This is a genomic window from Arcicella aquatica (genome assembly GCF_034928825.1).
Taxonomy (GTDB): Bacteria; Bacteroidota; Bacteroidia; order Cytophagales; family Spirosomataceae; genus Arcicella; species Arcicella aquatica.
Genome location: NZ_JAYFUL010000020.1, coordinates 1 through 26,397, shown reverse-complemented (window position 1 = coordinate 26,397; position 26,397 = coordinate 1). Strand labels below are relative to the sequence as shown.

The 26,397-nt window shown below is 35.8% G+C and carries 16 protein-coding genes; 10 read left to right on the top strand and 6 right to left on the bottom strand.

Annotation, left to right across the window (positions count from 1 at the left end; genetic code table 11):
* Nucleotides 1–11: 11 nt before the first annotated feature.
* Nucleotides 12–542, bottom strand: a complete 531-nt coding sequence (locus tag VB264_RS13125; RefSeq protein ID WP_323250035.1) for an inclusion body family protein — start codon at nt 540–542, stop codon at nt 12–14.
* Between the two features lie 366 nt (nt 543–908).
* On the opposite strand from VB264_RS13125, the gene VB264_RS13120 reads away from it, so the two are divergent.
* From VB264_RS13120 to VB264_RS13110, 3 genes are all read left to right on the top strand, one after another.
* Entirely contained in the window at nt 909–1,457 is a 549-nt protein-coding gene (locus tag VB264_RS13120; RefSeq protein ID WP_323250033.1) for a hypothetical protein, read from the top strand.
* A 680-nt stretch (nt 1,458–2,137) separates the two neighbouring features.
* Nucleotides 2,138–2,905 carry a sensor histidine kinase gene (locus VB264_RS13115; protein ID WP_323250031.1) on the top strand — a complete coding sequence of 256 codons (768 nt, stop codon included), beginning with the start codon at nt 2,138–2,140 and terminating at the stop codon, nt 2,903–2,905.
* A 54-nt stretch (nt 2,906–2,959) separates the two neighbouring features.
* Complete coding sequence (locus VB264_RS13110; protein ID WP_323250030.1) at nt 2,960–3,640, top strand: response regulator transcription factor; 681 nt, start codon at nt 2,960–2,962, stop codon at nt 3,638–3,640.
* A 72-nt stretch (nt 3,641–3,712) separates the two neighbouring features.
* Here the strand turns inward: VB264_RS13110 and htpG are convergent, their stop codons facing one another.
* Entirely contained in the window at nt 3,713–5,530 is a 1,818-nt protein-coding gene (htpG, locus tag VB264_RS13105; RefSeq protein ID WP_323250137.1) for a molecular chaperone HtpG, read from the bottom strand.
* Nucleotides 5,531–5,983: 453 nt separating this feature from the next.
* Between htpG and VB264_RS13100 the strand changes: the two genes are divergently transcribed.
* The 3 genes from VB264_RS13100 (at nt 5,984) to VB264_RS13090 (ending at nt 10,202) form a co-directional block, all read left to right on the top strand.
* The gene (locus VB264_RS13100; RefSeq protein WP_323250029.1) at nt 5,984–6,664 is read left to right on the top strand and encodes a response regulator transcription factor; all 681 of its coding nucleotides are present in this window, start codon (nt 5,984–5,986) and stop codon (nt 6,662–6,664) included.
* Nucleotides 6,661–7,926: a sensor histidine kinase gene (locus VB264_RS13095; RefSeq protein WP_323250027.1), complete on the top strand. Its 1,266-nt coding sequence runs from the start codon at nt 6,661–6,663 to the stop codon at nt 7,924–7,926. Before VB264_RS13100 ends, VB264_RS13095 begins: the two co-directional genes overlap by 4 nt.
* A 65-nt stretch (nt 7,927–7,991) precedes the next feature.
* Entirely contained in the window at nt 7,992–10,202 is a 2,211-nt protein-coding gene (locus VB264_RS13090) for a TonB-dependent receptor (protein WP_323250025.1), read from the top strand.
* A gap of 88 nt (nt 10,203–10,290) precedes the next feature.
* Here the strand turns inward: VB264_RS13090 and VB264_RS13085 are convergent, their stop codons facing one another.
* The 4 genes from VB264_RS13085 to VB264_RS13070 all read right to left on the bottom strand — a co-directional run bounded on the left by VB264_RS13085 (nt 10,291) and on the right by VB264_RS13070 (nt 13,284).
* A complete protein-coding gene (locus VB264_RS13085) occupies nt 10,291–10,536 on the bottom strand; it encodes an acyl carrier protein (protein ID WP_323250023.1) in 246 nt (81 codons plus the stop codon).
* A gap of 139 nt (nt 10,537–10,675) precedes the next feature.
* Nucleotides 10,676–11,344: a hypothetical protein gene (locus tag VB264_RS13080; protein ID WP_323250021.1), complete on the bottom strand. Its 669-nt coding sequence runs from the start codon at nt 11,342–11,344 to the stop codon at nt 10,676–10,678.
* Nucleotides 11,345–11,451: 107 nt separating this feature from the next.
* Nucleotides 11,452–12,660 (bottom strand): hypothetical protein, encoded by a 1,209-nt coding sequence (locus VB264_RS13075; RefSeq protein ID WP_323250019.1) that lies wholly within the window; start codon nt 12,658–12,660, stop codon nt 11,452–11,454.
* 87 nt (nt 12,661–12,747) lie between these two features.
* Entirely contained in the window at nt 12,748–13,284 is a 537-nt protein-coding gene (locus VB264_RS13070) for an RNA polymerase sigma factor (protein ID WP_323250017.1), read from the bottom strand.
* 573 nt (nt 13,285–13,857) lie between these two features.
* Here VB264_RS13070 and VB264_RS13065 point away from each other — a divergent pair.
* The 4 genes from VB264_RS13065 to VB264_RS13050 form a co-directional block, all read left to right on the top strand.
* Nucleotides 13,858–22,386, top strand: coding sequence for an Ig-like domain-containing protein (locus VB264_RS13065; RefSeq protein WP_323250015.1), 8,529 nt, complete (start codon nt 13,858–13,860; stop codon nt 22,384–22,386).
* Between the two features lie 112 nt (nt 22,387–22,498).
* A complete protein-coding gene (locus VB264_RS13060; RefSeq protein ID WP_323250013.1) occupies nt 22,499–23,485 on the top strand; it encodes a PorP/SprF family type IX secretion system membrane protein in 987 nt (328 codons plus the stop codon).
* A gap of 104 nt (nt 23,486–23,589) precedes the next feature.
* Nucleotides 23,590–26,004: a carboxypeptidase regulatory-like domain-containing protein gene (locus VB264_RS13055; protein ID WP_323250134.1), complete on the top strand. Its 2,415-nt coding sequence runs from the start codon at nt 23,590–23,592 to the stop codon at nt 26,002–26,004.
* 133 nt (nt 26,005–26,137) lie between these two features.
* Nucleotides 26,138–26,397 (top strand): transposase (locus tag VB264_RS13050; protein ID WP_323250011.1); only part of this gene is annotated, 260 nt, incomplete at its 3' end.

Sequence of the window (26,397 nt, the reverse complement as noted above, 5' to 3'; positions counted from 1 at the left end):
AACATCAAATGCTATTTCGCTATGATGGTAGGATCCCAAGCGAAATAACCATAAAGGATTAAATTATTAGAATCATCATAATTATACAAGGCAAAGCGTAGCCCATAGTTTTCTGTTCCTTTTTGGTTCACAGTGTTTTGTGCAAACCAAAAATTTTGTGTAACACCACTCTGTAATGTTAATGGATTAAAAGTTTTTGGCGCCACAGTGCTTACATTCGAAAACTGCTGCAATTCAAAATTTGGATTATTGAAAACATCAACACCCCCAAATTTGAACAAATTGTATAAAATAACTGGGTTGTCATAGTTATTGTATTCAGACACTGCATAAAAACGAACTACATCTCCCTGAACAGCAGTGAAGCTAAGGTCGCCAGTACCTTGTCCATTGATATTTGTTCCTTCTGATACCACCATGTATTGGTAGTTATGACCGATGCCAGTCGGATTATTTTGGTCTTTGCTCGGACTCTTAAAATCTCTCATTAGTCGAGTTGTGTCAATAATGATATTGACGTTGATAATTTTATTCTTAGCCATAGTGAAAAAAGATTGAAATTGTTCCTACTCGTAAGGCTTTTCAGAATTCGCCCCTGTAGTAAATGCCCCTACAGACAGACCCGTTTATTCAAGTGGTAACTGAACTCCACTTCATTAAAAGTGATATGCAAAATTGATATTAAATAAAGGAGGAGAAAAGATGAGAAATACTTCTTTCTTAAAACGGATATTTATACCTGATTTGATGAAAACGACGGGTATAAATACCTGTTTTTAGGACTATGCCAATGGTCTTTTGTAGTTTGTTGAGTTGATTTTTTTATTATTGTATTGTATTCAATAATGCACTATTTAGCGAGCCTGCGAAAAGTGGCAATTATTATTAAACACTAAATAAAAATAACTATGAAGACTAAAAACTTATTAATCGCAACAGTTTTATGTGCGATTACCATGACTGCTTGTACAAAGTCAGAAAATAATACGATAAAGGAAAGCACCGTACCTCTCAGTGATTTGCTAACACCAAAAGACAGTGCAATTGCTGATATTGACTCCTATGACTCATTATGCCGTAAAAAACTAGTTGATGTGTCTGTTAGGGCTTATACTATCAGATCTCAAGAATTATTAGTTGCCATGGGTTTAGACTCAGCATTACTTAGCAAAGCCACTTATAAAAATATTCGGGTTTATTTAGCCTACCAACCAAAGTCGCAAAAAGAAAGTAAAGGAAGTTTTAAATTATATGTAGTACCCGTAGTAGGAGCCAATTTAAATGTTACTCCTGCTATTGGTGGGGAAGATGTTATGCTTGATAAAAATGGACATGGAATTAAACCGAGAGACCTAGCAAGTTACCCGAATGGTGACCAATATATGTTGGATTTAAATACCCCTTGCCCTAATACATGTGCAACAAATGAAGACCTTTTAACTAAGAAAAAGCTGTAATAGAGGATGAATATAGCCAAGACGATACTGTTGTTGTCGGATTTACCGATACTAATAACACTGCTGTACACTGTTGCTTGTTTTAATGAATTGAAAAGAGAATTACGTGTATTTTCTTATTTTATCATTTTTTCAAGCTTTATACAGTTGTTGTCTTTGGCATTTTGGCTATATCGTAAGAACAATATGCCTTTATTACATATATACGTTCCAGTAGGTTTTATTTTGCAAGCTTGGTTTTATCGGACAATCTTAGGTGATTTTATTAATAAGAGAATAATATGGTGTATGACCATATTATTCTCTATCTTTAGTATCATTAATTCGCTAGCCTTACAGAATATCTATACCTTCAATTCTAATGCATTAACAATTGAATCTATCCTTATTATAATCCTCACGCTTTTTTCATTTATGGTTTTTTTAAATGATATCGTTAAACAAAATGCTTATAATGATATTATCAGCTTGAACTGGATCAACTCTGGATTATTCATTTATCATACGTCCAATTTGTTGATATTCTATTTTGGGGCTACCATTGTAAGTAAATTTTCGGTAGATACTAATCTTTATACATGGATATTGCATGCGTTTTTCTCTTTTATAATGTACGGTTGTTTTTTTATTAGCCTATGGAAGCGGTCACGCAATTGAACATTGTAGAAACCATATTACCTATGACTATTATAGTTTTTATAATAGCCATAGGTGTTGTGCTTTTAAATCAACACTTTCACAAAAACCTATTTGAGCAAAAGCTCAAGCAAGAATCCTTAAAAATACTCTATCAAAATGAATTGCTCCGTTCTAGCATCCATATTCAGGAAGAAGAACGTAAAAGAATAGCCCAAGATTTACACGACGAACTCGGTGCTGTGCTGTCTATTATGCGGATGCATTTAATGGTGATAGAACAACAAATTATAGAAGAAGATACCAAAACACGTGCAGGTATTGAGAACGTTCGTCAGCTTTCAGAATCTGCCCTTAGTAGTATACGCAGTATCAGCCATCAATTAATGCCACCTCAATTGGAGAAATTTGGATTAATAAAAACCTTAGAAGCTGTTACTGACCAAATTAATAGAACTGGGAAAATTCATATTCGTTTGACTGCGCTGTGCGATATGCCCATTGTCACATGGGTGATTAGTTTAGGTTATTATCGAATTATCATGGAATTAATCAACAACACCATCAAGCATGCTAATGCTACAGTGATTGATTTAAACATTTTGTGTAATGCTTTTGATATACAGTGTAAATACACTGACGATGGGTGCGGAATAAACATAGAAAATGGCTCTGATGGATTAGGACTTAAAAGTATAGAAGGCAGAGTAACAGCTCTTAATGGGATTTTTAAGTGGGGTAATAATGAAAATGCGAAAGGTTTTTATGCCTTTATTGAAATACCAATTGATAATAGTGTAAATCCTTTATAATTATTATTCTACAGATTTTTAATAAAGCATCACCACCTAAACAATCGTTTAATAATGGAAAACAAAATAAAAGTAGGCTTGGTAGAAGACCAGCTACTTTTCAGAGAAGGAATGAAAGGCATATTGAATTATGCCGGTAATAATAAATTTGAAGTAGTGTTTGAATCTGGAGATGGGTATTCGGTCATTGATAAATTAAATAAGTCTAAAACTATTCCAGATGTAATGTTAGTAGATATTTCACTTCCACCACGGCCCGACAACAGGGGATTTAATGGGTTGGATGTAACGAATGCACTGTTAGCCTCTTTTCCCCAAGTACGTATCCTTATTCTTTCAGTTCATGAAGATGAAAATTTTATAACCGATTTAATTGAACATGGTGCACATGGCTATTTAGTAAAAGATAGCGACCCCCAAGAAGTATTTGATGCTATTCAATCGGTTCATTCCAAGGGCTCTTATATTAACGAGCGTACTTTGAAGGCAATTCAAGGCAGAATAGGCAAAAAAGTAAAGGCTAAAAAAATGAATATTGTCATCACTAAAAGAGAGGAGGAAATATTACAGCTTGTCTGTCAACAATATACAGCCGAGGAAATAGCCGAGAAACTCTATATAAGTGTAAAGACTGTCAATGGTCATAGAAATAATCTATTACAAAAAACAGGTTCCAGAAATGTCACGGGTTTGGTGTTATATGCTATCAAAAACAGCATAGTTTCATTGATTTAAGGGATAAGCTACATCATATAAAAGCTCTGCTAAGAATAAATCTTAACAGAGCTTTTATCATTATCAGTGTTATTACAGTGCTAAAGCTGTTCTTTGAATAAAGGCTGTTAAATCAGCACCAGTAAGCATATTTTGTGACAACAAGGCCAAGTCATATACTTGTTTAGCTAATTTTTTCTGCTCTTGCACATCCGAAGTTTGAAGGATTTTAGCGACAGAAGCATGGTTTGCATTGATAGAAACAATATAATTGTTTGGCATTGACCCGAACATATTCATACCTCCACCACCAGCACGAGACATATCGCTCATTCTGCGCATGAATTCGTTTTGAGTAATTACGGCTGGTAGTTCATCAACAGGCATTGCTTCTAAAGCAACAACTTTGCTTGTATCGTTGATTACCTCTTCAAAAATCTTTTTCACTGATTCTTTCTCTGTTTCAGAAAGTACCACATCAACAGCAACACCTTTGTCGATAAGTTTCTCAATCGTATCAGCATCTACTCTTTTTAGGCTAGTTTTTACCAATTTAGTTTCTAACTGATTGATAAAGTGACTATCTAATACTGAATCTAGTTTCAATACATCATACCCACGTTTTTTGGCAGATTGGATAAAGCTGTCTTGTGCATTTACATCGCTTGTGTACAAGTAAATTACATCATCGTTTTTATCTTTCTGATTTTCTTGAGCGAATTCTGCATATTCATTTAGCGTGAAATGTTTACCATCAACGTTTTGAACTAAACAGTAATCTTTCGCACGGTCATAGAATTTCTCGTCTGAAATCATTCCGTACTTCACAAATAGCCCGATATTGTCAAATTTCTGTTCGAAATCTGCACGGTCAGTTTTGAATAACTCTGCTAATTTATCGGCTACTTTTTTAGTAATATGCGAATTGATTTTCTTAACATTACTATCGGCCTGTAAGAAACTACGCGAAACATTCAAAGGAATATCTGGTGAATCGATAACGCCATGCAATAACATCAAGAACTCTGGCACAACGTCTTTTACTTCGTCAGTAATAAATACCTGACGACTGTATAATTGAATCTTTTCACGTTGTAATTGTAATTCATTTTTCACTTTCGGGAAGTATAAAATCCCCGTCAGGTTAAATGGATAGTCAACATTTAAGTGAATCCAGAACAAAGGTTTTTCAGCAAAAGGATATAATTCTTCGTAGAATTTAAGATAATCTTCATCTGTTAATTCAGACGGAGATTTAGTCCAGATTGGCGAAGGATTATTGATAATTTTCTCTTGAAATTCAATTTCAATCGGCAAGAATTTACAGTATTTATCAAGAATTTGTTTCAATTTAAATTCTTCTAAAAACTCAAGAGAGTCTTCGGCTACGTGTAAAATAATATCAGTACCACGAGCCTCGCGAGTAGCCTCTGAAATTTCAAATTCAGTAGAACCATCACAAGTCCATTTTACGGCTTCTGAACCTTCTTGATATGACTTTGAAATAATATCAACTCTTTCAGCTACCATAAAAGCAGAATAGAAACCTAAACCGAAATGCCCGATAATAGCTTTTTCGTCGCCTTTATCTTTATATTTTTCTACGAACTCGGTAGCACCCGAGAAAGCAATTTGATTAATGTATTTTTTAATTTCCTCAGCCGTCATCCCCAAACCAGCATCTGAAATGGTGATGGTTTTTGCCTCTTTATCAAAAGAAACCGTAACTTTCAATTCACCTAACTCACCTGAATATTCACCAATTGAAGCTAATCTTTTAATTTTCTGCGAAGCATCAACAGCATTTGACACTAACTCACGAAGGAATATTTCATGGTCAGAATAAAGGAATTTTTTAATAATCGGGAAAATGTTCTCGGTATGAATCGAGATATTACCTTTTTCTTGCATAGTCATTTTGTCATTTTTTAGCTTAAAACATTTTAAACTCTACTAAAGTGAATATTTGCAAATACAGTTCCAAGGCAATATAAAATGTCAAATTGGCAGGGTAAACCGATAATTATTAGCATGAAAAAGGTTTTTCTGCTAATATTAGTAGGTATCACCATATTGACGGTTTTTAAAAAAACATCTTGTAAAGTCTTTTTGCTACGTTAAAAATCTTTTTTCTTTAAATAGGTATAAATACGCATTTTAATTTTGATAAAAAGTTTTCATATTTGTAAAACAATCTAACTATGTGCACTAACATACTCCAGACCTCATGGCTTGATGGCTATGAGGTTTTTGTCTTCTTGCAACTACAGCTCCCAATCACCTTAACTGAACCTTTATCAAGTTTAAAAATCAGATTTCCTTCAGAAACATTTAATAACTTGTGAGTCAATCAACACTGCAAGAATGAAAATTTTACTTATTGAAGATGAACCTTCACTATTGGTATCGATGCAATCTTTTTTAGAACAAGAAGGAAATATCGTTTCGTCGGTTGCTACGTTTCACAAAGCCATTGAGAAAGTAAATGATTACGATTATGACTGCTTAGTAATAGATATTACTTTACCTGACGGAAACGGGCTAGAGATTATTCGTGAATTAAAGAAACGTAATACCTCGGCAGGTATCATTATCGTGTCTGCTAAAAATTCGTTGGAGGATAGATTAACAGGGCTCGATTTGGGAGCAGACGATTATTTAACGAAGCCTTTTCATTTATCTGAACTGAATGCCAGAATTAAATCAGTGTTGAGGAGGAGATTATTTGATGGAAAAACGAAAGTAGTTTTTGATGTGATTAGTATTTCCCCAGATAACCAACAAGTAAGTGTTAAAGATGAACTAGTAGAGCTGACGGGCAAGGAATATGAACTCCTATTATTCTTTATTTCAAACAAGAATAGAATACTTTCGAAGTCTGTGATTGCCGAACATCTTTGGGGAGATTCCATGGATTTGGCCGATTCACACGATTTTATTTATACCCACATCAAAAATCTTCGTAAGAAACTTATCGAGAAGGGCTGTCCAGATTATGTAAAAACGAGATATGGCGCAGGCTATATTTTTTCAGAAAAATCATGAAATTACTCCTTAAAACAGCACTCTATTTAAGTTTAGCATCCTTGCCGATTGCCATTTTCGGTGTACTGATGCTCAACTGGTTTATCCATAAATCTACCTTACACGAAATAGATGAATTATTAATTTCGCATTTTAAAGTAGTCCAAAAAAGGCTTAACGAATTTCCTCCTAGTCAGTTCAATCTACTGACGATTGATGATAATCCTCACCTAGCAATTATTCCAGCATCTATCAACATACAACCTTATTTGATGGATTCTACCGAAATAGATTTACGCGAAAATCATAAAACAGCCATCAGGGTTTTGAAAGGGAGTGTTGTCACACCACAACATAATTTTTTAGTTACTTTGAAACAGCCTTATGAAGAGTTTGAAGAAATTGCGGCAAAATTATCGGTAGGTGTTGGGCTATGCTTTTTAGGGTTATTATTGTTGATGTTGTTCCTCAACTTTATGGTATATCGTCAATTATGGAAACCTTTTAATGGCATTATCGACAAACTAAGGGTATATCAAATCAATAAGCAATCGGAAACTTTCTTTCAGCCGGAAGCCACAGAGGAATTTAATTTACTAAGCCAGACACTCCAATTAATGATAGAGCGGATTGGTAAACAATTCCGTTTGCAAAAACAGTTTACTGAAAATGCCTCTCATGAAATTCAAACGCCTATTGCGGTTATTTCTTTAGAGCTAGAAACCCTTTTGCAGTCAGAGAATTTACCCGAAAAAGAAATTTTACATATTCAAAAATCTACCGAAGCACTTCAAAAGATTTCGCAATTGAATAAATCTTTGTTATTGCTCACCAAGATAGAAAACAATCAGTTTTCAGAGGCAGTAGCAGTAGATATGAGCGTGTTAGTAAAAGGACTCTTGGATACTTATCAGGCTTTTGCTGAACATCGGGAGATTGTCATCAAGAAGGAAATTCAGGATAATCAATATTTATGGATAAACCCGTATCTAGCAGAGATATTAGTGGGTAACTTATTGAAAAATGCGATTCGATACAACCAAAAGCAAGGAGAAATTAATTGTATTTTACACCAAAACCTCCTAATTATCAGAAACAAAGGCGAAGCCTTGCCTTTTCCTGTTGAGCAACTGTTTCACCGTTTTGTAAAACACCCTAATCATCCAGAAGCTACAGGTTTAGGGCTAGCCATTGTGCATCAGATAGCAGAATATTACGATTTGAAGCTTTTCTACCAATTTAATGAAGCTGAAAACGAGCATATTTTTGAAGTGAAATGGTAATGAAGTTTCTGTCTTCAAATTTCCTCCAAATTCATGTCATAGGTTTGTTCAAAAAATGGATTCAAATGAAACACAAACCTTTATTCCTATGCTTGTTGATAATGTTCTCTTCAACAATTTTTGCACAAAATATTACCATTAGCTTTAAACTAGAGGATTCTACCAATCATGAAGTCTTTATCGGGGCAAGTGTTCGCTTGCTAAACACTAAAAAAGCAATTGGTGGTTCGGCGGATATCAATGGTTTGGTAACATTAAAAAACCTTCCTGCGGGCAAACAGCTTTTTGAAGCTAGTTTTATAGGCTATCAAAAAAAACAAGTTGAGATTACTTTACCTCTTAGTGATGACAAACAACCTTTTGTAATTGCCCTTTCGGCATCGGGAGAAGACCTTGAAGAAGTGACTGTTACCGCCTCAAGAACCAATTCTCGTATTGAAGATTTACCTATAAAAGTAGAGGTGCTTGGTCAAGAAGATATGGATGAAGAAAGTGCGGTAGTACCAGGGAATGTCGCTAGTATTCTCGGGGATATTTCTATTATTCATATCCAAAAAACTTCGCCTACCAATGGAAATCAAGCCATTAGAATGCAAGGTTTAGATTCAAAATATACTCAGATTTTACGTGACGGGATTCCCCTTTTTGAAGGCTTTTCGGGTAACTTAGGCGTTTTGCAAATTCCACCTTTAGATTTACGACAAGTGGAAGTAGTGAAAGGCTCAGTGTCTACGCTTTATGGCGGAGGGGCAATAGGAGGGATGATTAATATTGTTTCAAAAACACCTACCTCTGAAACTCCAGAATTTACGGGTGTTTTAAATAGAAGTAACTTAAAAGAGACTAACCTAAATACTTATTATGCCCAGAAATTTGGCAAATTTGGTATGACGCTTTTCGCAGGTGTCACTGATCAAAAGGCGGTAGATGTAAACAACGATGGTTTTTCAGATAGCCCTTTAATAAAGCAGTTTTCTTTTCACCCACGCTTTTTTTATACCATTTCAGATAAAAGCAAAGTAAATGTAGGTTACTCATTTATTACGGAGAAAAGGGTTGGAGGTGTTGTGGAGGCTGTAAACCAAGAAAATAATGCAGGACCACTGTTTGTTTCTGCCAACGATTTTCAACGCCATACGGTGGACTATAATTTTAATCATGCTTTTTCAGACGATAATACTTTAACTATCAAAGGTGCTATTAGTACGTTTAGCAGAAACTTTACTGAACAAAGTAAATTCTTCAAGGCTAACCAAACATCATCCTACACTGAAATAGCTGATTATTGGGTGGCTGGTAAACATAAGGTAGTTTTAGGCGGAAACTTTACCTTAGAGAATTTCAATAAACCTCAACTCGATAGTACTCAGCTAGTAAGTTATCAATACAACACCATTGGTTTTTTTGCTCAGGACGATTGGCAGTTATTCCCCAAACTTTCATTACAAATAGGTTTGCGTGTAGATAAGCATAATGTTTTTGGCACATTTGTATTACCACGAATTTCGTTGATGACTAAACCGTCGGAACACTTTACCGTTCGTTGGAGTGTGGGGACGGGGTATAAAACACCTAATGTGTTTGCTAATCAAACGCCAGCGAACAGCGTTACTAGTGTAAACTACTGGAACCTTAGTCCTTTAGATATGGGGATAAAACCAGAACATTCGGTGGGAAGTAATATAGATGTGGCATATTCTACGCACATTGGGGAAAAATTTTCCGTACAATTAGACCAAGCTTTTTATTACACCAATATTACGAACCCTGTTGTTGCAGAGGCTTCAATCAGTGGCAATAATAAAACTCGCTTGACCAATGCAAATTATGATATTAACAGCATTGGTACAGATACCTATTTACGACTAGAATATGATGCCATTGAGTTTTATTTAGGGTATAATCATACCATTGCCAAGCGTTCAGGCTCGGGCGAATCGGCTTATTTGCCTTTCAGTCCGCAAGATAAATTTTCATTAACATTGGCGTATACGGTTGAAAATAAATGGCGTTTTGGGATAGAAAGTAGTTTTGTAGGTAGCCAATATTTATACGATAATCAACGAGTGAAAGACTATGTATTTTGGGCAGCGGCCATTGAGCGTAAATTTGGTGATCACCTAAGTTTGATATTAAATGCTGAAAATGTATTAAACATCAAACAGTCAGATTATGAGAGCGTTGTGTCAGGAACACTTCAAACCCCGTCATTTAAACCTATCTGGGCACCCCAAGAAGGAGCAATCGTTAATTTGGCTTTGAAGTATAAATTGTAAGTTTAAGCATATAAAAAAACAAAAAACGCCATAAGATTCTTTATGGCGTTTCCAATTCACTTAAACTCTACATCTATGAAAAAAACTCTCATACTCTTCCTAACGCCCGCTCAATCATCGTAGCGAGGTCATTAATTTTTTTGCATTTACCTAGCTCTCCATCAGCCAATTGTACTTGATATTCATTTTCAACAATCATCACCATTTCTAGAAATTCCATTTGATTCAAATCCAAATCTTCATAGATTCTAGTGTAGGGCTTTACCCTATGCGGTTTCACATAAAACGTTTTTGTTAAAAAACCTTGAATGGTGGTTATGACTGAAGTATTCATAATGGAAAGAGTTAGTATGAGAAAATAAGCTTTTGATATTTTACTGTGTTACATCTTGTACATAGCACACGTTTCTAAGCTTTCAAGAAACAGTCGGGGCATTAGCCCCAACCGTTTATGTAAAACCAAATTTGTGTTGCTATTTTTTATTTCTTCCGAATTGGTACGATAAGCCCAAGGCAATATTAGCGTTCCCATTCGAGCTTTTTGTTTGAAAAGGCATTTGATAATTTGCTTCTAGCGTTCCAATCAGTCGGCGTGCTATCACATAGTTGAGGCCTGTTCTTACCAAACCAAAACCTTCAGCATGATGTCTTCTTTTATTATTATCAAAATCAAATGCAGGCATTGCTCCAGAGAATCGGCGATTATACCTACCAAAACCATTACCACCAATGCCTACTCCAAGACCAACGTAAGGTTGTAAACGTTTGCTTTTGAAGGGCATCCAATTCAATCCCAAAGACGTTTGTACTTCTGGAAAATCGTTGCCTCTGCTTGCATTATTTTGAAATTGCCCAATGATTGAAAAACGATTTGAAATACCATATTCCACTCTTAGTCCTAGTGTGCCACCTACAGAATTTCGTCCGCCATTGAATGAAAATATGCTTCCACCCATTACGCCAAGCCTTAAAAAAGCTGGTTTGAATATATTAAAAGGTTTTTTTGTAGTATCGCTTGATACTTTTTTTACGACTACCGTCCCAAAAATGGGTTCATTATTAGTGTTATTCTGAGCTTGTGCTTTAAAAACAAAAGCTAAAACAAACATTAATGTCAATACTTTAATCAGACTGTTCTTCATTTTTTTACTATAAACAAATAGTGGTTATTTTTGACAAAAAGATATACACCCCGACTTTTTAAAGAAAAATCAGGCACGGAAACTTATAATATGTGAAACGTTAAACCTTAATTACCAAACCTATAAAATAATCCAAGCCTAGCACCTAAAGTAGCCGGAGCATTTAAAGGATTAGGGTTTTTTAATGCTTGGGTCTGATAATTTATTTCTGCACTGGCTACTAAATGTTTTGAAAATTGATACGTCGCCCCAACGTTGCCCCCTAACAAATTGGCAATGGATGCTTGTTTGTTAGAGGTACTTTGATTGTTCGTTGGGTCTTCATAATAGTAATTGATATTATATTGATTAGGTATTTGCACGCTCCAGTTTACTCCAAAATATGGTTTGAAGTTTTGATTAAATAACAAATTGTATCGTAGCCCCAACCCAACTTGATAAGCACAAAATTGAGGTACATCTACTTTTTTTAATGGCTTTTTGCCACCCCCAACACCGCCTCCGCCTATTCCAAAGCCCCCGTCAAAATACCCGAAGCCCTCTTCTCGGTGGTTCTCGAAAAAGAGATCGTTTTTCTGTAAATCTATCACTACTCCCCAACGCTCTAAGCCTTTGCTATTATGATAACCCAGAACCGTTCTTACCCCTATTTGAGTACCTCCACCGCGTTCTAAAAAATTACCAATTGGCATTTGAATACCGCCCAACGCACCAATTGAGACCGACTTTGGAATAATCGAGAAATGATTTTCCATCACTAATGAATCCTCCTCCATTGCTACTGATTTAAAAGATTCAATCACGTTTTTTTTATCGAGAGACGAAGTAGCTAAAATAGGGCTTTTAAAATTTAATTTATTCATACCCATATACTTTTCTCTTTCTATAATAGATTGTTCTCCAGTAGTTTTATTATCATATTTTTCGAAGTAAGCTTTGTCTTGGTTATTGGTAAATTTTTCACTCGTACTAGGTACTTGTACAATTGTTTTAGTGACGAATACTTTTTGATAAATCGTATCATAAACAATTGTTTTTTGGATAATAGTATCAGGTTTGCTAGAATACCTTGAATGTACTTCTACTAACCTATTTTCCAATTCTTTTACTTTTTGTTGGGTTTGGTTTAAGTAATGATACAACACTGCCGAAACGCCAAACATAATAGTGGCTATTGATGGTATCGCCCACATCAGTCGGGTCAGTTTCCGTTTTAAATCGTTTCTTTCCAAACGTCCTTCCATTTCCCGCCAATCACTTCCCGCAAAATTGGGAAGCTGCGAACCAAACAGTCGGTCAAAATCTTGTTCATCCATGATTTCAGTGCTTTATTAACCAAAGATAATTATCGTTTTACAGGATGCTTATTCATCCATTGTTAACCAATAATTAGTGTGTACATATTAAAAATTATTAGTTAAAATCAGTTCTTGTAATTTTTTTCTAGCCTTATGAAGGTTAGAGAGCGAAGTGCCAATTGAAATATTCAGCATTTCGGCTATTTCTTTGTGTTCATATCCTTCAATAACGTGTAGGTTAAATACAGTTCTATAAGCAGGAGGTAGTTGCTGAATGAGGGTAGCAATTTCTTCCACCGAAAACTTTCCAAATAAATCCATTTCCATTCCCATTTCCGATGCTTCAACCAGCTCGGCAGTAGGTATTTCTTGATGCGATTTACGAAGATAGTTAATACATGTATTTACCAAAATTCTTTTGAACCAACTCACGAAAGGATATTCGGGTTTATATTGATCTATATTGGTAAATACTTTCATAAAACCATCATTTAATAATTCTCTAGATGTATCAAGGTCTGCTACATAACGAATACAAACGGATAAGCCATACCTATAAAAGCCTTCATAAAGCTCTCGCTGTGCGTTTCGATCGTTCTTTCGGCACTGTTTTAGTGTATGTAGTAGTTGTTCTGTCCTCATCTGTAATAGAATACACCAATTGTTTCCATCATATTGCTTTGGATGAAAAAATAATTAAAAATATTTTTTTCATTTAAGCAAGAGCTGGTATTCAATAACCAATTCAAATAATTTCATCATTTCTCACGGAAAAGTAAACGCTGAATTATGTTTAGATATCACTAATAAAAAATTATTGATAAAAAAAACTATTCAAACCGTTTTATAAATAAAAAGGGTGCTAAATTTATGGATTTAAACATACTATTCCATAATTAAAAATAGTTGCTATTTTTTAATTATTTGGCACAATTTTGGATGCTTTTAAAGGGGATATTCATTTCTAAAATGAAAAATAAACCTATTTATCTCTTTTTATAGTACTACTAATAGTTTTTTTTGGATATAAGTAATTGGTTTAGTGTGGGGTATGCCTATAACTAAACAATAAATAAGAGCTTGATGCATCATTCATTAAATGAAGCACAAGGATTGAAACGAGCTACCATATATATTAATTCAATTTGATTGGGACCTAAATTGTTCAAAACGTATTCCAGCATACAAATGGACAATCTACTAACTGTACAAATAATGACTCAAATTTTTTACCAAAGCAACTCGGTTTATAAAAGTAAAAAACTAATGCAAACAAGTTTGTTTAATTGGTTTAATAACTACCCTTCGAAAGTGGTTACCAATAATCGTGTATTCAAAAACGGCTTTAATTTTTCAAAATCGTTTTTTGCTATGTTATCATTATTAACTAGTTCGAGTACACAAAACAACCGCTATGCAATGGCTGTTTGTCGTGCTTTTATTGGGATAATATTTCTATCATTCGCTTCATCCTTTAATACTGTTGCTGCTTTGCCCGATTTATCGGTAAGTACAACCATTAGCAATCAAAGTCCCGTTGTTGGTGCTGATCTCATTTATACGATTAAGGTTAAGAACATTAATCCAGATAAAGCTACTGGGGTAGAATTAACCAATACGCTACCAGCAGGAGTTACTTTCAAATCATTTAATGTTAATGGAGTTGGTACTGCCACTACGACAACAGCTAGTGGTGTAACGTCTGTAATATGGAATGTAGGGGAAGTGGCAGGAAGTACTGAACTTACGATGTTAGTAGTAGCTACTGTTACTAAACGAGGCTTTTGGTATAATATCGCAGAGATTACAAAAGAAACAGAGCAAGATACCGATTCAACCCCTAATAATCATTTGATTTTAGAAGATGATCAAGATGGTACTTGCTTTTCTATAGAAGAGTTTTTTTATACTGGAGACGAACATGTAACACAAATACCAACAGGTTTTACCAATATTGTTTGGACTAAAAAAGTAGGAGCAACTGGTACGCCAGTAATTGTTACAAGTACTACTCCTGATGTCACACTTTTAGCAGATGGTAACATTAGAATAACAAATGTTACAGATTATACAGAATATGCTTTTACAGCAACCAATGGGCGTTGTCCGGTAAATGGTTGTTGTGCTTTTAAATTTACACCAGGCTTATTTGGTTCTATTGGTAGTATAGTTTGGAATGATGTTGACGGAAATAGTATTAAAAATACAGGTGAAACAGGAATAAATGGTATTACAGTAGAATTATACGATGCTACAGACAATACCTTATTGGCAACTGATGTTACGGCTAATGGAGGAAAATATTTGTTTAGTAATTTAATGTCGGGTTCTTACAAAGTTAAATTCATTTTACCGACAGGAAGAAGTTTTGTAACACCAAATGCCCCAGGCAGTAACTCAACAAACGATTCTGATGCTGGCGTAGGTGGTTTTAGTAATACTATCGCAATTGATGTGACAAAACCAGCTGGCGATGTTGGCAGAGATAACTTAACAATTGATGCTGGTATTGTTGCTAACTGTATTATTGGGACAGGGACATTAACAACAACAACTCCTAGCATCTGTTTACCAGCGGCTGGTGGACAAGTAGTCCTTGCTGCTTCTACAGGGGTATCGCCTGTAGTCCCTGCTGGTTTCTCTGTAAACTATATCCTAACAAAAGGCTCTACTAATACTATCCAACAGATTAGTAATACACCATCATTTTCTGTGGCGCTTCCTGATGCTTACAAAATCTTTACGTTAGTATATAATGCTAATTCAAGCAGTAGCAACTACTTGAATTTATCAAATATAATTTTTGGGGTTACTAAAGCAAGCGATTTAGCAACTACGATAAATACGAGTAGTACCGTATGTGCGCAATTAGATGCAACGGGTGTTAGCTTCAATGTTAATACAACTCCTGCTGCTCCTTTTATCTTGGGTACTACTATTTGTTCAGGTGGAACTGTGACTTTAGGAACACCGGGCGTAACCGACCCAGTTTTTCAATGGTTTACTTCTGCTACTGCAACCACTCCTTTTGCAACGACTTCATCAATAACAGTATCGCCTTCGGTTACTACTACTTATTTTTTAAGTATTGTTAATAGTTCAGCAACTGCTTGTCCTAGTGAAAAAGCATCTGTGACGGTAGCCGTTAATCCTAAGCCAGCTACGCCAACAGTACTTGCAACGCTTACTAATAATTGTGCCATCAATGCTACAAGCGTAAACTTAGCCGACGCTATTACTAGCACGGTATCAACAGGCGGAACTTTTGAATGGCATACTGCTAATTCTACGACTTCACCTGTTATTTCAAATCCTACAGCGATAGGGGCAGGGTCGTATTTCCTTTTCGAGAAATCAAGCAATGGTTGTTATAGCGATGGAGCTATGGTGGTTGTAAATATTACGACTTGTCAATGTACCAATCCACCCGCTGTTAGCTTAACTGCTCTTTTACCAATTTGCGGAGGAACGTCAACGCCAGTACAACTGAATGCAATATTAAGCGGAGGAGCAACGAGTGGGGTATGGACCACAGACGGAACAGGTACTTTTGATAATGCCGCTAGCCTTACTGCAAAATATACACCATCAGCTGCGGATGTGATTGATGGGTCTATTATATTGAGTTTTAAAACCAATGACCCAGACGGAGCTATTTCGCTTTGTAATGCAGCATTGGCAAATACAATTTTAACGATTAAGGCAAAACCTGCTGCACCTGTTAATTTAAAGAGCGATACCCTTATTTGTTTAGGTAGCTCAACCAAATTATTTGCTGTGAGTGCCGGTAATACGATTAAATGGTATAGTTCAGCGACAAGTACTACACCAATTGGCATTGGTTCAGACTTAGGATTTTCTGTAACGCCAACGATTGAAGGAACTGTAACTTATTTTGCTGAAGCAACTAGTGCTGAAGGCTGTGTGAGTGACCGTACCTCTATTTCATTTAAAGTATCAAAATGTTTCACAGATTTGGCGGTAGTAAAAACCGTAATCTCATCACCAGATGCTAGAACATCGCCTTCTTATTTATTAGGGCAAGACATTTCATATACTATTGACGCAAGAAATATTGGGAATATTAATGCTGATAATGTAACATTAACAGATATTTTGCCACAAGGAGCCACTTTTTTAAGTGCCATTCCAGCAGGTCAATATAATAGTGCTACTGGAGTTTGGAATGTGGGTAGTTTATCAGAAGGGTCGAATAAAATACTTTTAATAAATGTAAAACTTAGCAAAATAGGGGCAGTAGTTAACACGGCAACAATCACTGGAACAAATGATGACCCAAGTAAATTGGCTAATAATACATCATCAGTCACAGTAAACGTAGTAGAAAGAGCTGATTTAAGTTTGGCCAAATCGGTTTCAAATTCAATAGCGAATGTTGGCGATACGCTTACGTATTCATTAAATGTAAACAATGCTGGTCCTAATATTGCTACTAATGTTGAAGTGAAAGATGCTTTGCCATCAGGATTGGCATTTTTATCAAGTAGCGATGTAACGCATAGTTCAGGCCTTATTACGGGAGTAGTAGCAAGTATTGCGAGTGGTTCTTCTAAACAATTTGCTTTCAAAGTAAAGGTGTTATCAGCAGGTAGTATTACGAACAGCGCTGAAATTACAAAGTCTGATCAGCCAGACCCAGATTCAACACCAGGTAATGGAACCAATAATAATGAAGATGATAGAAGCGCTGTCAGCATTACTGTCACAGAAGTATGTAACTTAACTGCACCTGTAATCACAGCAACAAACAGTGTTATCTGTCTGAACGGACAAACTACCTTAACAGCTACTGGCTGTACAGGGTCAACTATCGTGTGGAGTTCAGGGCAAACAAATGTGGCTTCAATAACAGTCAGCCCAACAGTTAGTAGAACATATACCGCTTATTGCCAAAAGGATGCTTGCCAAAGCCCTGCATCAAATGTAATGAGCATCACAGTAACGAATATTGCCGCACCAACTTTAATTGCTTCACAAAGTACTATTTGTTCGGGTGAATCATCGGTGCTTACAGCTACTGGTTGTAGCGGAGTAGTAGAATGGCAAGTAGCAGGTTTACCAACAGGAAATACGTTAACGGTAACGCCTAGCTCTTCACAAACATTTACAGCTAAATGTAAAGTATCAGGTTGCGAAAGCGCATTAGCAGCTATCAACATTATCGTTACACAAAAACCAAATGCTCCTGATATTTTAGCGGAGAAAACAGAAATATGTCCTTCAGAATCAATTACATTAACTGCGTTAAATTGTAATGGAGCGGTAAGATGGAGTACAGGACAAACAACAACTACTATATTAGTAACACCGATTGTATCAACAAGCTATAATGCTGTTTGTACGATTAATGGTTGTACGAGCAATGCTTCTGCCTCGAAAGTTATCAATGTAGTGCCTATTCCAGCACCAACAATACGTACGACAGCATCATCTGTTTGTCCAGGAGGCTCAGTAACCTTAACAGCGGATGGTTGTAATGGAACGGTCACTTGGTATTATGATGATAAAACTGCTACAGGAGCAAGCCTTACAGTGATACCGACTAAATCAACGTCTTATGCTGTTACTTGTAGTACTGCTTTTTGTACATCAATAAAATCAGTACAAACGGTGATTACCGTTGAGAACCCAGCGATACCGGTCATTACTTCGGCAACTTCAAGCATCTGTTTAGGAAGTGCAGTACAACTGACAGCGACTGGTTGTAGCGGTACGGTCAATTGGTCTGATGGTCAGAAAGGTGCAATAGTTTCGGTTTCTCCAACTGTTACAACATCTTATACTGCTACTTGTAGTATTGGACTTTGTACAAGTGCTGCATCTTTAATCAGAACTATTACAGTTACATCAGCATCAGCACCAGTTATTACATCAGACAAAACAACTATCTGTTTGGGACAAGCCATTACTTTAAGTGCGACAGGTTGTGCAGGGACTATAAGATGGTCTGATGGAACAACGGGACTGCCTAAAGTTATTGTACCAAATGCTAACATAAAATATACTGCTACTTGCGAAAGCTCACCTTGTATTTCCCCACAATCTAATGAGTTATCGTTTATTGTAAATACTACTCCAAGTATTGTGAGTCCAGTTACTACCAACACGATTATTGCAACAGGAGCAACTGCTGACTTAACAAAACTAGTGACCAGTACGGCGCCAACAGGAACGACATTAGTATTTAAAACGACAAGTTCGCCAACGACGAATACAGTTTTAACACCGACGGCAGTAGGAGTTGGTACTTATTATGCCTTCTATCAATCGCCTGATGGATGTTATTCGGCAGGAACTAGAATAATTGTATTTAATGAAGCAACTGTAGCTGATGCAGATGTGGCAATTAAGATTGATGCTGATAGAACACTTGCAAAGCTGAATGAAAATATCAATTTCTTGATTTCGGTAACTAATAATGGACCAGGTACGGCAAGGAATATCGTCATTACCAATCCGCTACCTGCTGGATTAGAATTTGTTTCAAGCTCTAATGGCTTAACAGTTTCAGGAGATAAAATCGTGATTAGCTTCGATTCATTAATGAAAGATCAAGTAAGAACATTTGCTTATGTAGGCAAGATGAAAGGAACAGCGACAATTATCAACCCTGCTTCTGTTACTTCATTAAAAGACCCTAATCTTACAAATAATTCTTCTTCTGTAACGATTAATGGAGAAAATGCTGATTTGAGTTTAATAAAAACTGTATCAAATCTTACGCCACATGTTGGCGATACGCTTACTTATACCTTAACTGTTAATAATGCTGGACCAAATACTGCAACCAACGTTGAAGTTAAGGATATAATACCAGCAGGGATGGTATTTGTATCAAGCACTAATACGACTCATACTTCTGGAGTTATTACAGGGACAAGTGTTAGTATTCCGAGTGGCTCATCACAGGTATTTACTTATAAAGTAAAAGTGCTTACAGCTGGTACATTTACTAGCGCTGCTGAAATTACAAAATCTGACCAACCTGACCCAGATTCGACGCCAGCGAATGGAACGAGTAATAATGAAGATGATAGAAGTTCAGTAACGATTACGGTAACTGAATTATGTAACCTAGTAGCACCAGTTATTACATCAGATAAAACAACTATCTGTTTGGGACAAGCGATTACTTTAAGTGCAACAGGATGTGTAGGAACTATTAGATGGTCTGATGGAACAACGGGATTGCCTAAAATCATTGTGCCAAATGCTAATATAAAATATAGCGCTACTTGTGAAAGTCTATCTTGTATTTCACCACAATCAAATGAATTATCATTTGTAGTAAATACTACCTCAAATATTGTTAGTCCAGTTACCATTAATAGTACGATTGCAGTAGGAGCAACCACTGACTTAACAAAACTAGTGACTAGTACGGCGCCAACAGGAACGACATTAGTATTTAAAACGACAAGTTCGCCAACGACGAACACAGTTTTAACACCGACGGCTGTAGGAATTGGTACTTATTATGCTTTTTATCAATCGACTGAGGGATGTTATTCAGCAGGAGCGATAATTATTGTTGATAATGGCACTACAACTCCGAATGCTGATGTAGCTATTACGATTGTTTCAGATAAAGCAACAGCAAAACTTAACGAAAATATCAGTTTTACGATTTCAGTTAAAAACAATGGCCCTGGCACAGCAAGGAATATCGTAATTAGCAACCCTTTCCCTGCTGGTATAGACTTAATTTTAATTCCTGCAGGATTAACAATTTCGGGGGGCAAAATCGTAATTAACTTAGATTCGTTAGAAAAAGATCAAACAAAAACGTTTACTTATGTAGCTAAAATGAAAGTAACAACCGCAGTGACAAACCCTGCTTCTGTTGCTTCATTTAAGGATACTAATCCTGCAAATGACAATTCTTCTGTAACTGTAAATGGAGAAAATATAACGGTAGATTCATGTAGAGTAGGGCTTGCCATGGCAGTGACCAACACTGTATCGGTGTCGAGTGGTGTTTATAATGTTACGTATCAATTAATTGCTAAAAACTTCTGTAAAGACACACTTAAAAATGTAAGCCTAACCAATAATTTGGCTACTACTTTTAAAACTCCGACGACGGCAATTATCATTAAAAAACCAACATTAGGAGCTGGCTCTAAATTAACTGTGAATAATAATTTTGGGTTGTTAGATTCTAATATAGTTAATTCTGCTACCAGCTATATGCTTCCTGGGGCAGTAGATACAGTAACTTATATTGTTCAGGTTACAACCAATGGAGAAACTGGACCATTTAATAGTCAGGCTCAGATAAGTGGTAAACGCCCTACCAATGAGGTGCTTATTGCGAAGTCTAGTAATGGTACAAATGTTAATGCAAATCCAAGTGTAACGCAGGTAACTTTAGGTAACTCTACTACCATAATTGGATTAGCGAAAGAATTGGTTAGTGCTGATTTGAAAAGAGTTTCACAGAACGTTTGGACAGTTCCTTATAGAATCAAAGTAGTTAATATGGGAACAAACAATATTACCAGACTCAATGTAAGAGATAGCCTCGGTGTTGTTTTTGTAGCGAAAGGAGCAACGATAGTGGCAAAACCAACCGTAACAACAACCAAGGCTGGTATAACAGTTAATCCAAACTATAATGGAATAGGGGCTAATAGTAATTTATTAGTGGATTCATTAAGTTCACTTGCCAAAGGAGATTCAGCTATTATCAATTTAACGGTTACTATAAATGTAGCAGCGGCAACGGATTCTGTTTTTAACAACGTAGCGATAGGAACAGGACTTGGCTCTGATAATAAGTCATACACAGATGTTTCAACGAATGGCACTAATCCAGATGGAAACGGTGATTTGAATCCGTCAAATGATAATGTAGCAACACCAGTGGTACTTACCAAAGGAGCTTCTAATGTAAAAGCATCGATTGGCGTTTCATTGTCAGCAGTGACTGATACTAGTCCTCAATCAGATGGTTCATACAATGTTACGATGACATTAATCGCCAAAAACTATGGTAATGTACTCCTTAAAGATATTGCTTTAAGCAATGATTTGACAACAACAATTGGTAGCCAAGTAGCGGCTTGGTCTATTTTAGGAAGACCTACTTTAGTAAGAGGAGCGAATACAGTATTGAATTTAAGATTTAATGGAAGATTAGACTCGTTACTTACCGTTGATTCTACTACAGCATTACTTCCTGGTGATAGTATCGTAATCCAGTACACCATTAATATTACCAAAAATGTATTAATAGATACGCTTCATACAAATGCATATGCTAAGGCAATGACCGAAGATAATCTTACTCAGGTAACGGACTCTTCTGTGAATGGAGAAAATCCTGATCCAAACAACGACGGAAATCCATTTGAGTCTTCGCCAACGCCAATTATCATACCAAATATCACACCTCCTGCAAAACCAGTATCTATTCCGCATGGTTTCTCGCCGAATGGAGATGGAGTTAACGACACTTTTGTGATTGATGGTGTTAACTCAGATGAAAGGGCAGCTGTCGAAGTATATAATCGTTGGGGAAGTTTGGTCTTTGAGTCTGAAGATTATAAAAATGATTGGGACGGAAGACCAAACACAGGCGTAAGTTTAATTGAGAAAGGAATGGGTTTACCATCGGGTACGTACTTCTATAAAGTAACAATATATAAAAAAGCAACAGGAGAAAAAGTAGCATTACCGGCGGGTGTAGAACCTGTGCGTTATATGACTATTTCTCGATAAATCATTCATTGTAGCCATTCTATCGAATGGCTACAATAAGCATCACTTTATTTAATCTTACTAGCAGAATAGAATCAATTCTGGTAATTATAAAATCTTAAATTTGAATAGCATGAAGCTCAAAGGTTTCCTTTCAAGAATTAAATATGTGACAGCATTATTGTTCACCATAACAGCTGTCCATTCTATTCAGGCTCAGCAAGAGGTTCAATACTCACAGTATATGTTCAATATGTTGCCAATAAACCCTGCTTATGCAGGAAGCCGTGATGTATTGAGCGCCACTGTAGTACATAGACAACAATGGATAAATATTACGGGAGCACCTAATACGCAATCTTTTTCAGTTGATAGTCCGATAAATGGAGAGAAAGTAGGAGTAGGTTTTCAAGCCTACAATGATAATATCGGAGACTTTAGGAATGTGGGTTTATACGGTTCTTATGCTTATAGGATAAAAGTAACGCAAAGAGCAACCTTAGCCATGGGACTTCAAGCTGGCGCAACGAGTGTTTCTGGAAACCTAACACAAACACTATTAACTCAAACAGGTGACCAAGCTTTTACTTATTCTTTCAATAAATGGCTACCTAATTTTGGCGCGGGCATTTATCTAAGTGATGACAGAGGTTATATAGGGTTCTCGTGCCCGAGTTTAATGCGAAATAGATTGATAGATGCTGAGGCAGGCAAATCTGGAGATTCAGTAACAAGGCAAGAACGCCACTATTTTTTGATGATGGGGTATGTTTTCCCATTAGGTCGTTCATTTACGTTAAAACCATCAGTATTATCTAAAATGACGCGTGACGTGGCTTCATTTGATTTCAATGCAAACCTATGGTTTAATGATAGATTTGCTCTTGGTTGTTCGTGGAGGACCAATAATTTGAAATTTTCGTCTCCTTTTACTAATCAATATGGTGATGCATTGATAGGAATGCTAGAGGTTCAGGCTACTGATCAAATTCGTTTTGGATATGCTTATGATTATGCATTAAATGGGTTGAAAAATATACAAAAAGGTTCTCATGAATTTATGCTTCGTTATGAATTTGGGTATCGTAAAACAAAGATACTTACGCCTCGATATTTTTAATCAAGTAATTGACGAGCATTATATCTAAGCAATATGCTTAGATAAGAACCAAAATTGTAAAGAGACCTCCTAGTAATACAATAGATAGTAAAATATTTAAAATGATGATTAATTTGAATAAAATTATACTCTGTTTGTGTCTGATGTTGATTGCAGCAGTTGGGGCTATTGCGCAAACTTTAAAGGATGCCGAATATCAATTCAAACAGATGAGTTACCTAAATGCCTCTGAAATGTTTGAACAGGTATTAAAAGGTAAGCTATCTGATGTAGACCGACAAGCTGCTTTAATTAAATTGGCTTATTCATACAGACAAATGCGTGATTCACAAAACGCTGAAAGGATTTATCGTGAGCTAGTTTCAAAAGGTACGGCATTCACAGGAGCAGACTCTAAAGTATATTTATACTATGCTCAAGCGTTAGCATCAAACGGTAAGTATAAAGAAGCTCAGGAGGTTTATGAGCAGTATGCTAAAATTGAAATAGCTGATACAAGGAGCGGAGGATTTCAAAGGTTATATAAAAATGTAGATGTTTTAAATAAAAATGCTAGTTGCTATAAAATAGACTATTTAGCATTGAATACCGACCACGCTGATTTTAGTCCGATGTATTATAAAAATGGCTTGGTTTTTAACTCAAGTAGGGTAAATGAAATAGGACTAAAAAGAATGTTTAGTTGGGATAATTCACACTTTTTGGATATGTATTATCTCAGTGATATCAATCAATTAACGACGACAACACCAGCAGGTTTGGGAAGTTCGGCAGATGATAAATTGAAAATTAAGAAAAGAGGGGCAGGAATAGGCGAAGATGAATATACTCCTCCAACAGCCAATGATACTAAAACGATTGGTACTTATAGTGGTTCTAATATTTACAGAAACTTTGTAGAAACTCCTGGCGTAAAAACAGAGAGTTTTAGTAAAAGTCTTAACACAAAATACCATGAAGGCCCAATGACTTTTACGAGCGATGGAAAGAAAGTGATTTTTACGAGGAACAATTACAACAATGGTAAATACAAGACGTCTAGTGATAAAATCAACAAATTAAAAATATATACGGCTGATTTAAAAAATAATGAATGGGAAAATGTTAAGGAAGTCCCTTTTGATAACAACGATTATTCTACAGGTCACCCGGCTTTAACCAAAGATGATAAATTAATGTATTTTGTATCAGATATGCCTGGGGGGTATGGTGGTACTGACATTTATGTGTGCGAATATCAAGATGGAAAATTTGGAAAACCCATTAATATGGGGCCAATTGTTAATACCGTAGGGAATGAAATGTTTCCATTTGCCGACGAAAGAGGAAATCTATACTTTGCCTCAGACGGTCATCCTGGTCTTGGTGATTTAGATATTTTTTATGTGAAATTATCAGGCATGAGTGCAGTGAGCAACGTGTCTAATATGGGAATACCCATTAATTCAAGTAAAGATGATTTTGGATTGATTACTGACGGTGAACGTAAAACAGGCTTTTTTTCTTCAAATCGTAAACGTGGAGGAACAGATGATGATATTTATCGTTTTACGCGCGAATGTGATGAAAAACCAGAATGTCAGGAGCTTCAAGTAATTGTATATGATGCAGATTCAAAAATGCCTTTGGATAATTCAGATGTTGAAGTTTTGACTGACGGTAAATCAGTGATGAAAAAAACAGATTCAAACGGAGGGTTTAAAATTTGTATAGACTTGAACAAAGAATATAAGTTTAATGCCAGCAGAGATAATTATTTACCTAATTCAGTTTCTTTTACAACTCTTGAAGGTAATTTATTAAAAGCATTAGACATTCCACTTATGAGAGTAGGAATTGATGATACCTCAAATGTTGCTAAAGCTATAAATACTTCACCATGTGCGACAACGAAAATAATAAAAGGTAGGGTAACTGCAAGCAAAAATAAAGCCTCATTAGGTGGTGTTAAAGTAACGCTAACCAATGAATGTGACCAAACAGTTCAAACAGTTATTACAGGTTCGAATGGACTTTACCAATTTGAGATTTGTGAAGGATGTGAATATACTATTGATGCTGCCAAAGACCATTTTGCGAGCAAGGGAAATAAAATAGAAAAAGTGGGTGTGAATGATCCAGCGGAAATCAATAGTAATTTAACGATGTTTGAAGAAGGTGATGTCATAGCGTTAGATAATATTTATTACAACTATACGAAGTATGATATTCGTCCTGATGCGGCTGTAGAATTGAATAAATTATTGAGATTGATGCGACGTTATCCAAATATGAGAATCGAAATACGTTCGCATACTGATAGTAGAGCAACAACAACATTTAACCAAAAACTTTCAGAAAACCGTTCAGCTTCTGTTGTTCAATATTTAGTTAAAAGAGGTATCGCTGCTGACAGATTTGAAACTTCTGGTTATGGCGAGACACAGTTATTGAATGAATGTGCTGATGGTATAGAATGTACAGAAGAACAACATCAGATAAACAGACGTTCAGAATTTAAGATTATAAAATTAGAATAAAGAGATATAAGATAAACATGAGTCATCCCGAATTTTAAAATCATAAAAAAGAGGCTGTCCAAAAAGTAATTGGCAGCCTTTTTTGTTTTTATGTTATTGATATTTAGTATTTTAGCTATGTAAATCTTCAATCATGGCAAAGGCACTTTTCAAACCTCTTCCGCTAAATAGTCCCGAACTATTTCCTGTTAATATCTTCGAGAGAATTCCCGAAAATCATCCAGTTCATCTAATAAATGATGTGGTTGACAAATTGGATATTTCTAAAATCATGGCTGAATACAAAGGAGGTGGCACTACCGCTTTTGCTCCCAGAATGATGCTAAAAGTGCTGTTTTACAGTTATTTAAGTAATATTTATTCCTGTCGCAAGATTGCCAAATCCCTTAATGA

Excerpts from the sequence above, each read along its gene's own strand:
- VB264_RS13125 (WP_323250035.1), bottom strand. The coding sequence starts at position 542 with ATGGCTAAGAATAAAATTATCAACGTCAATATCATTATTGACACAACT.
- VB264_RS13120 (WP_323250033.1), top strand. The coding sequence starts at position 909 with ATGAAGACTAAAAACTTATTAATCGCAACAGTTTTATGTGCGATTACC.
- VB264_RS13115 (WP_323250031.1), top strand. The coding sequence starts at position 2,138 with ATGACTATTATAGTTTTTATAATAGCCATAGGTGTTGTGCTTTTAAAT.
- VB264_RS13110 (WP_323250030.1), top strand. The coding sequence starts at position 2,960 with ATGGAAAACAAAATAAAAGTAGGCTTGGTAGAAGACCAGCTACTTTTC.
- htpG (WP_323250137.1), bottom strand. The coding sequence starts at position 5,530 with ATGCAAGAAAAAGGTAATATCTCGATTCATACCGAGAACATTTTCCCG.
- VB264_RS13100 (WP_323250029.1), top strand. The coding sequence starts at position 5,984 with ATGAAAATTTTACTTATTGAAGATGAACCTTCACTATTGGTATCGATG.
- VB264_RS13095 (WP_323250027.1), top strand. The coding sequence starts at position 6,661 with ATGAAATTACTCCTTAAAACAGCACTCTATTTAAGTTTAGCATCCTTG.
- VB264_RS13090 (WP_323250025.1), top strand. The coding sequence starts at position 7,992 with ATGAAACACAAACCTTTATTCCTATGCTTGTTGATAATGTTCTCTTCA.
- VB264_RS13085 (WP_323250023.1), bottom strand. The coding sequence starts at position 10,536 with ATGAATACTTCAGTCATAACCACCATTCAAGGTTTTTTAACAAAAACG.
- VB264_RS13080 (WP_323250021.1), bottom strand. The coding sequence starts at position 11,344 with ATGAAGAACAGTCTGATTAAAGTATTGACATTAATGTTTGTTTTAGCT.
- VB264_RS13075 (WP_323250019.1), bottom strand. The coding sequence starts at position 12,660 with ATGGATGAACAAGATTTTGACCGACTGTTTGGTTCGCAGCTTCCCAAT.
- VB264_RS13070 (WP_323250017.1), bottom strand. The coding sequence starts at position 13,284 with ATGAGGACAGAACAACTACTACATACACTAAAACAGTGCCGAAAGAAC.
- VB264_RS13065 (WP_323250015.1), top strand. The coding sequence starts at position 13,858 with ATGACTCAAATTTTTTACCAAAGCAACTCGGTTTATAAAAGTAAAAAA.
- VB264_RS13060 (WP_323250013.1), top strand. The coding sequence starts at position 22,499 with ATGAAGCTCAAAGGTTTCCTTTCAAGAATTAAATATGTGACAGCATTA.
- VB264_RS13055 (WP_323250134.1), top strand. The coding sequence starts at position 23,590 with ATGATTAATTTGAATAAAATTATACTCTGTTTGTGTCTGATGTTGATT.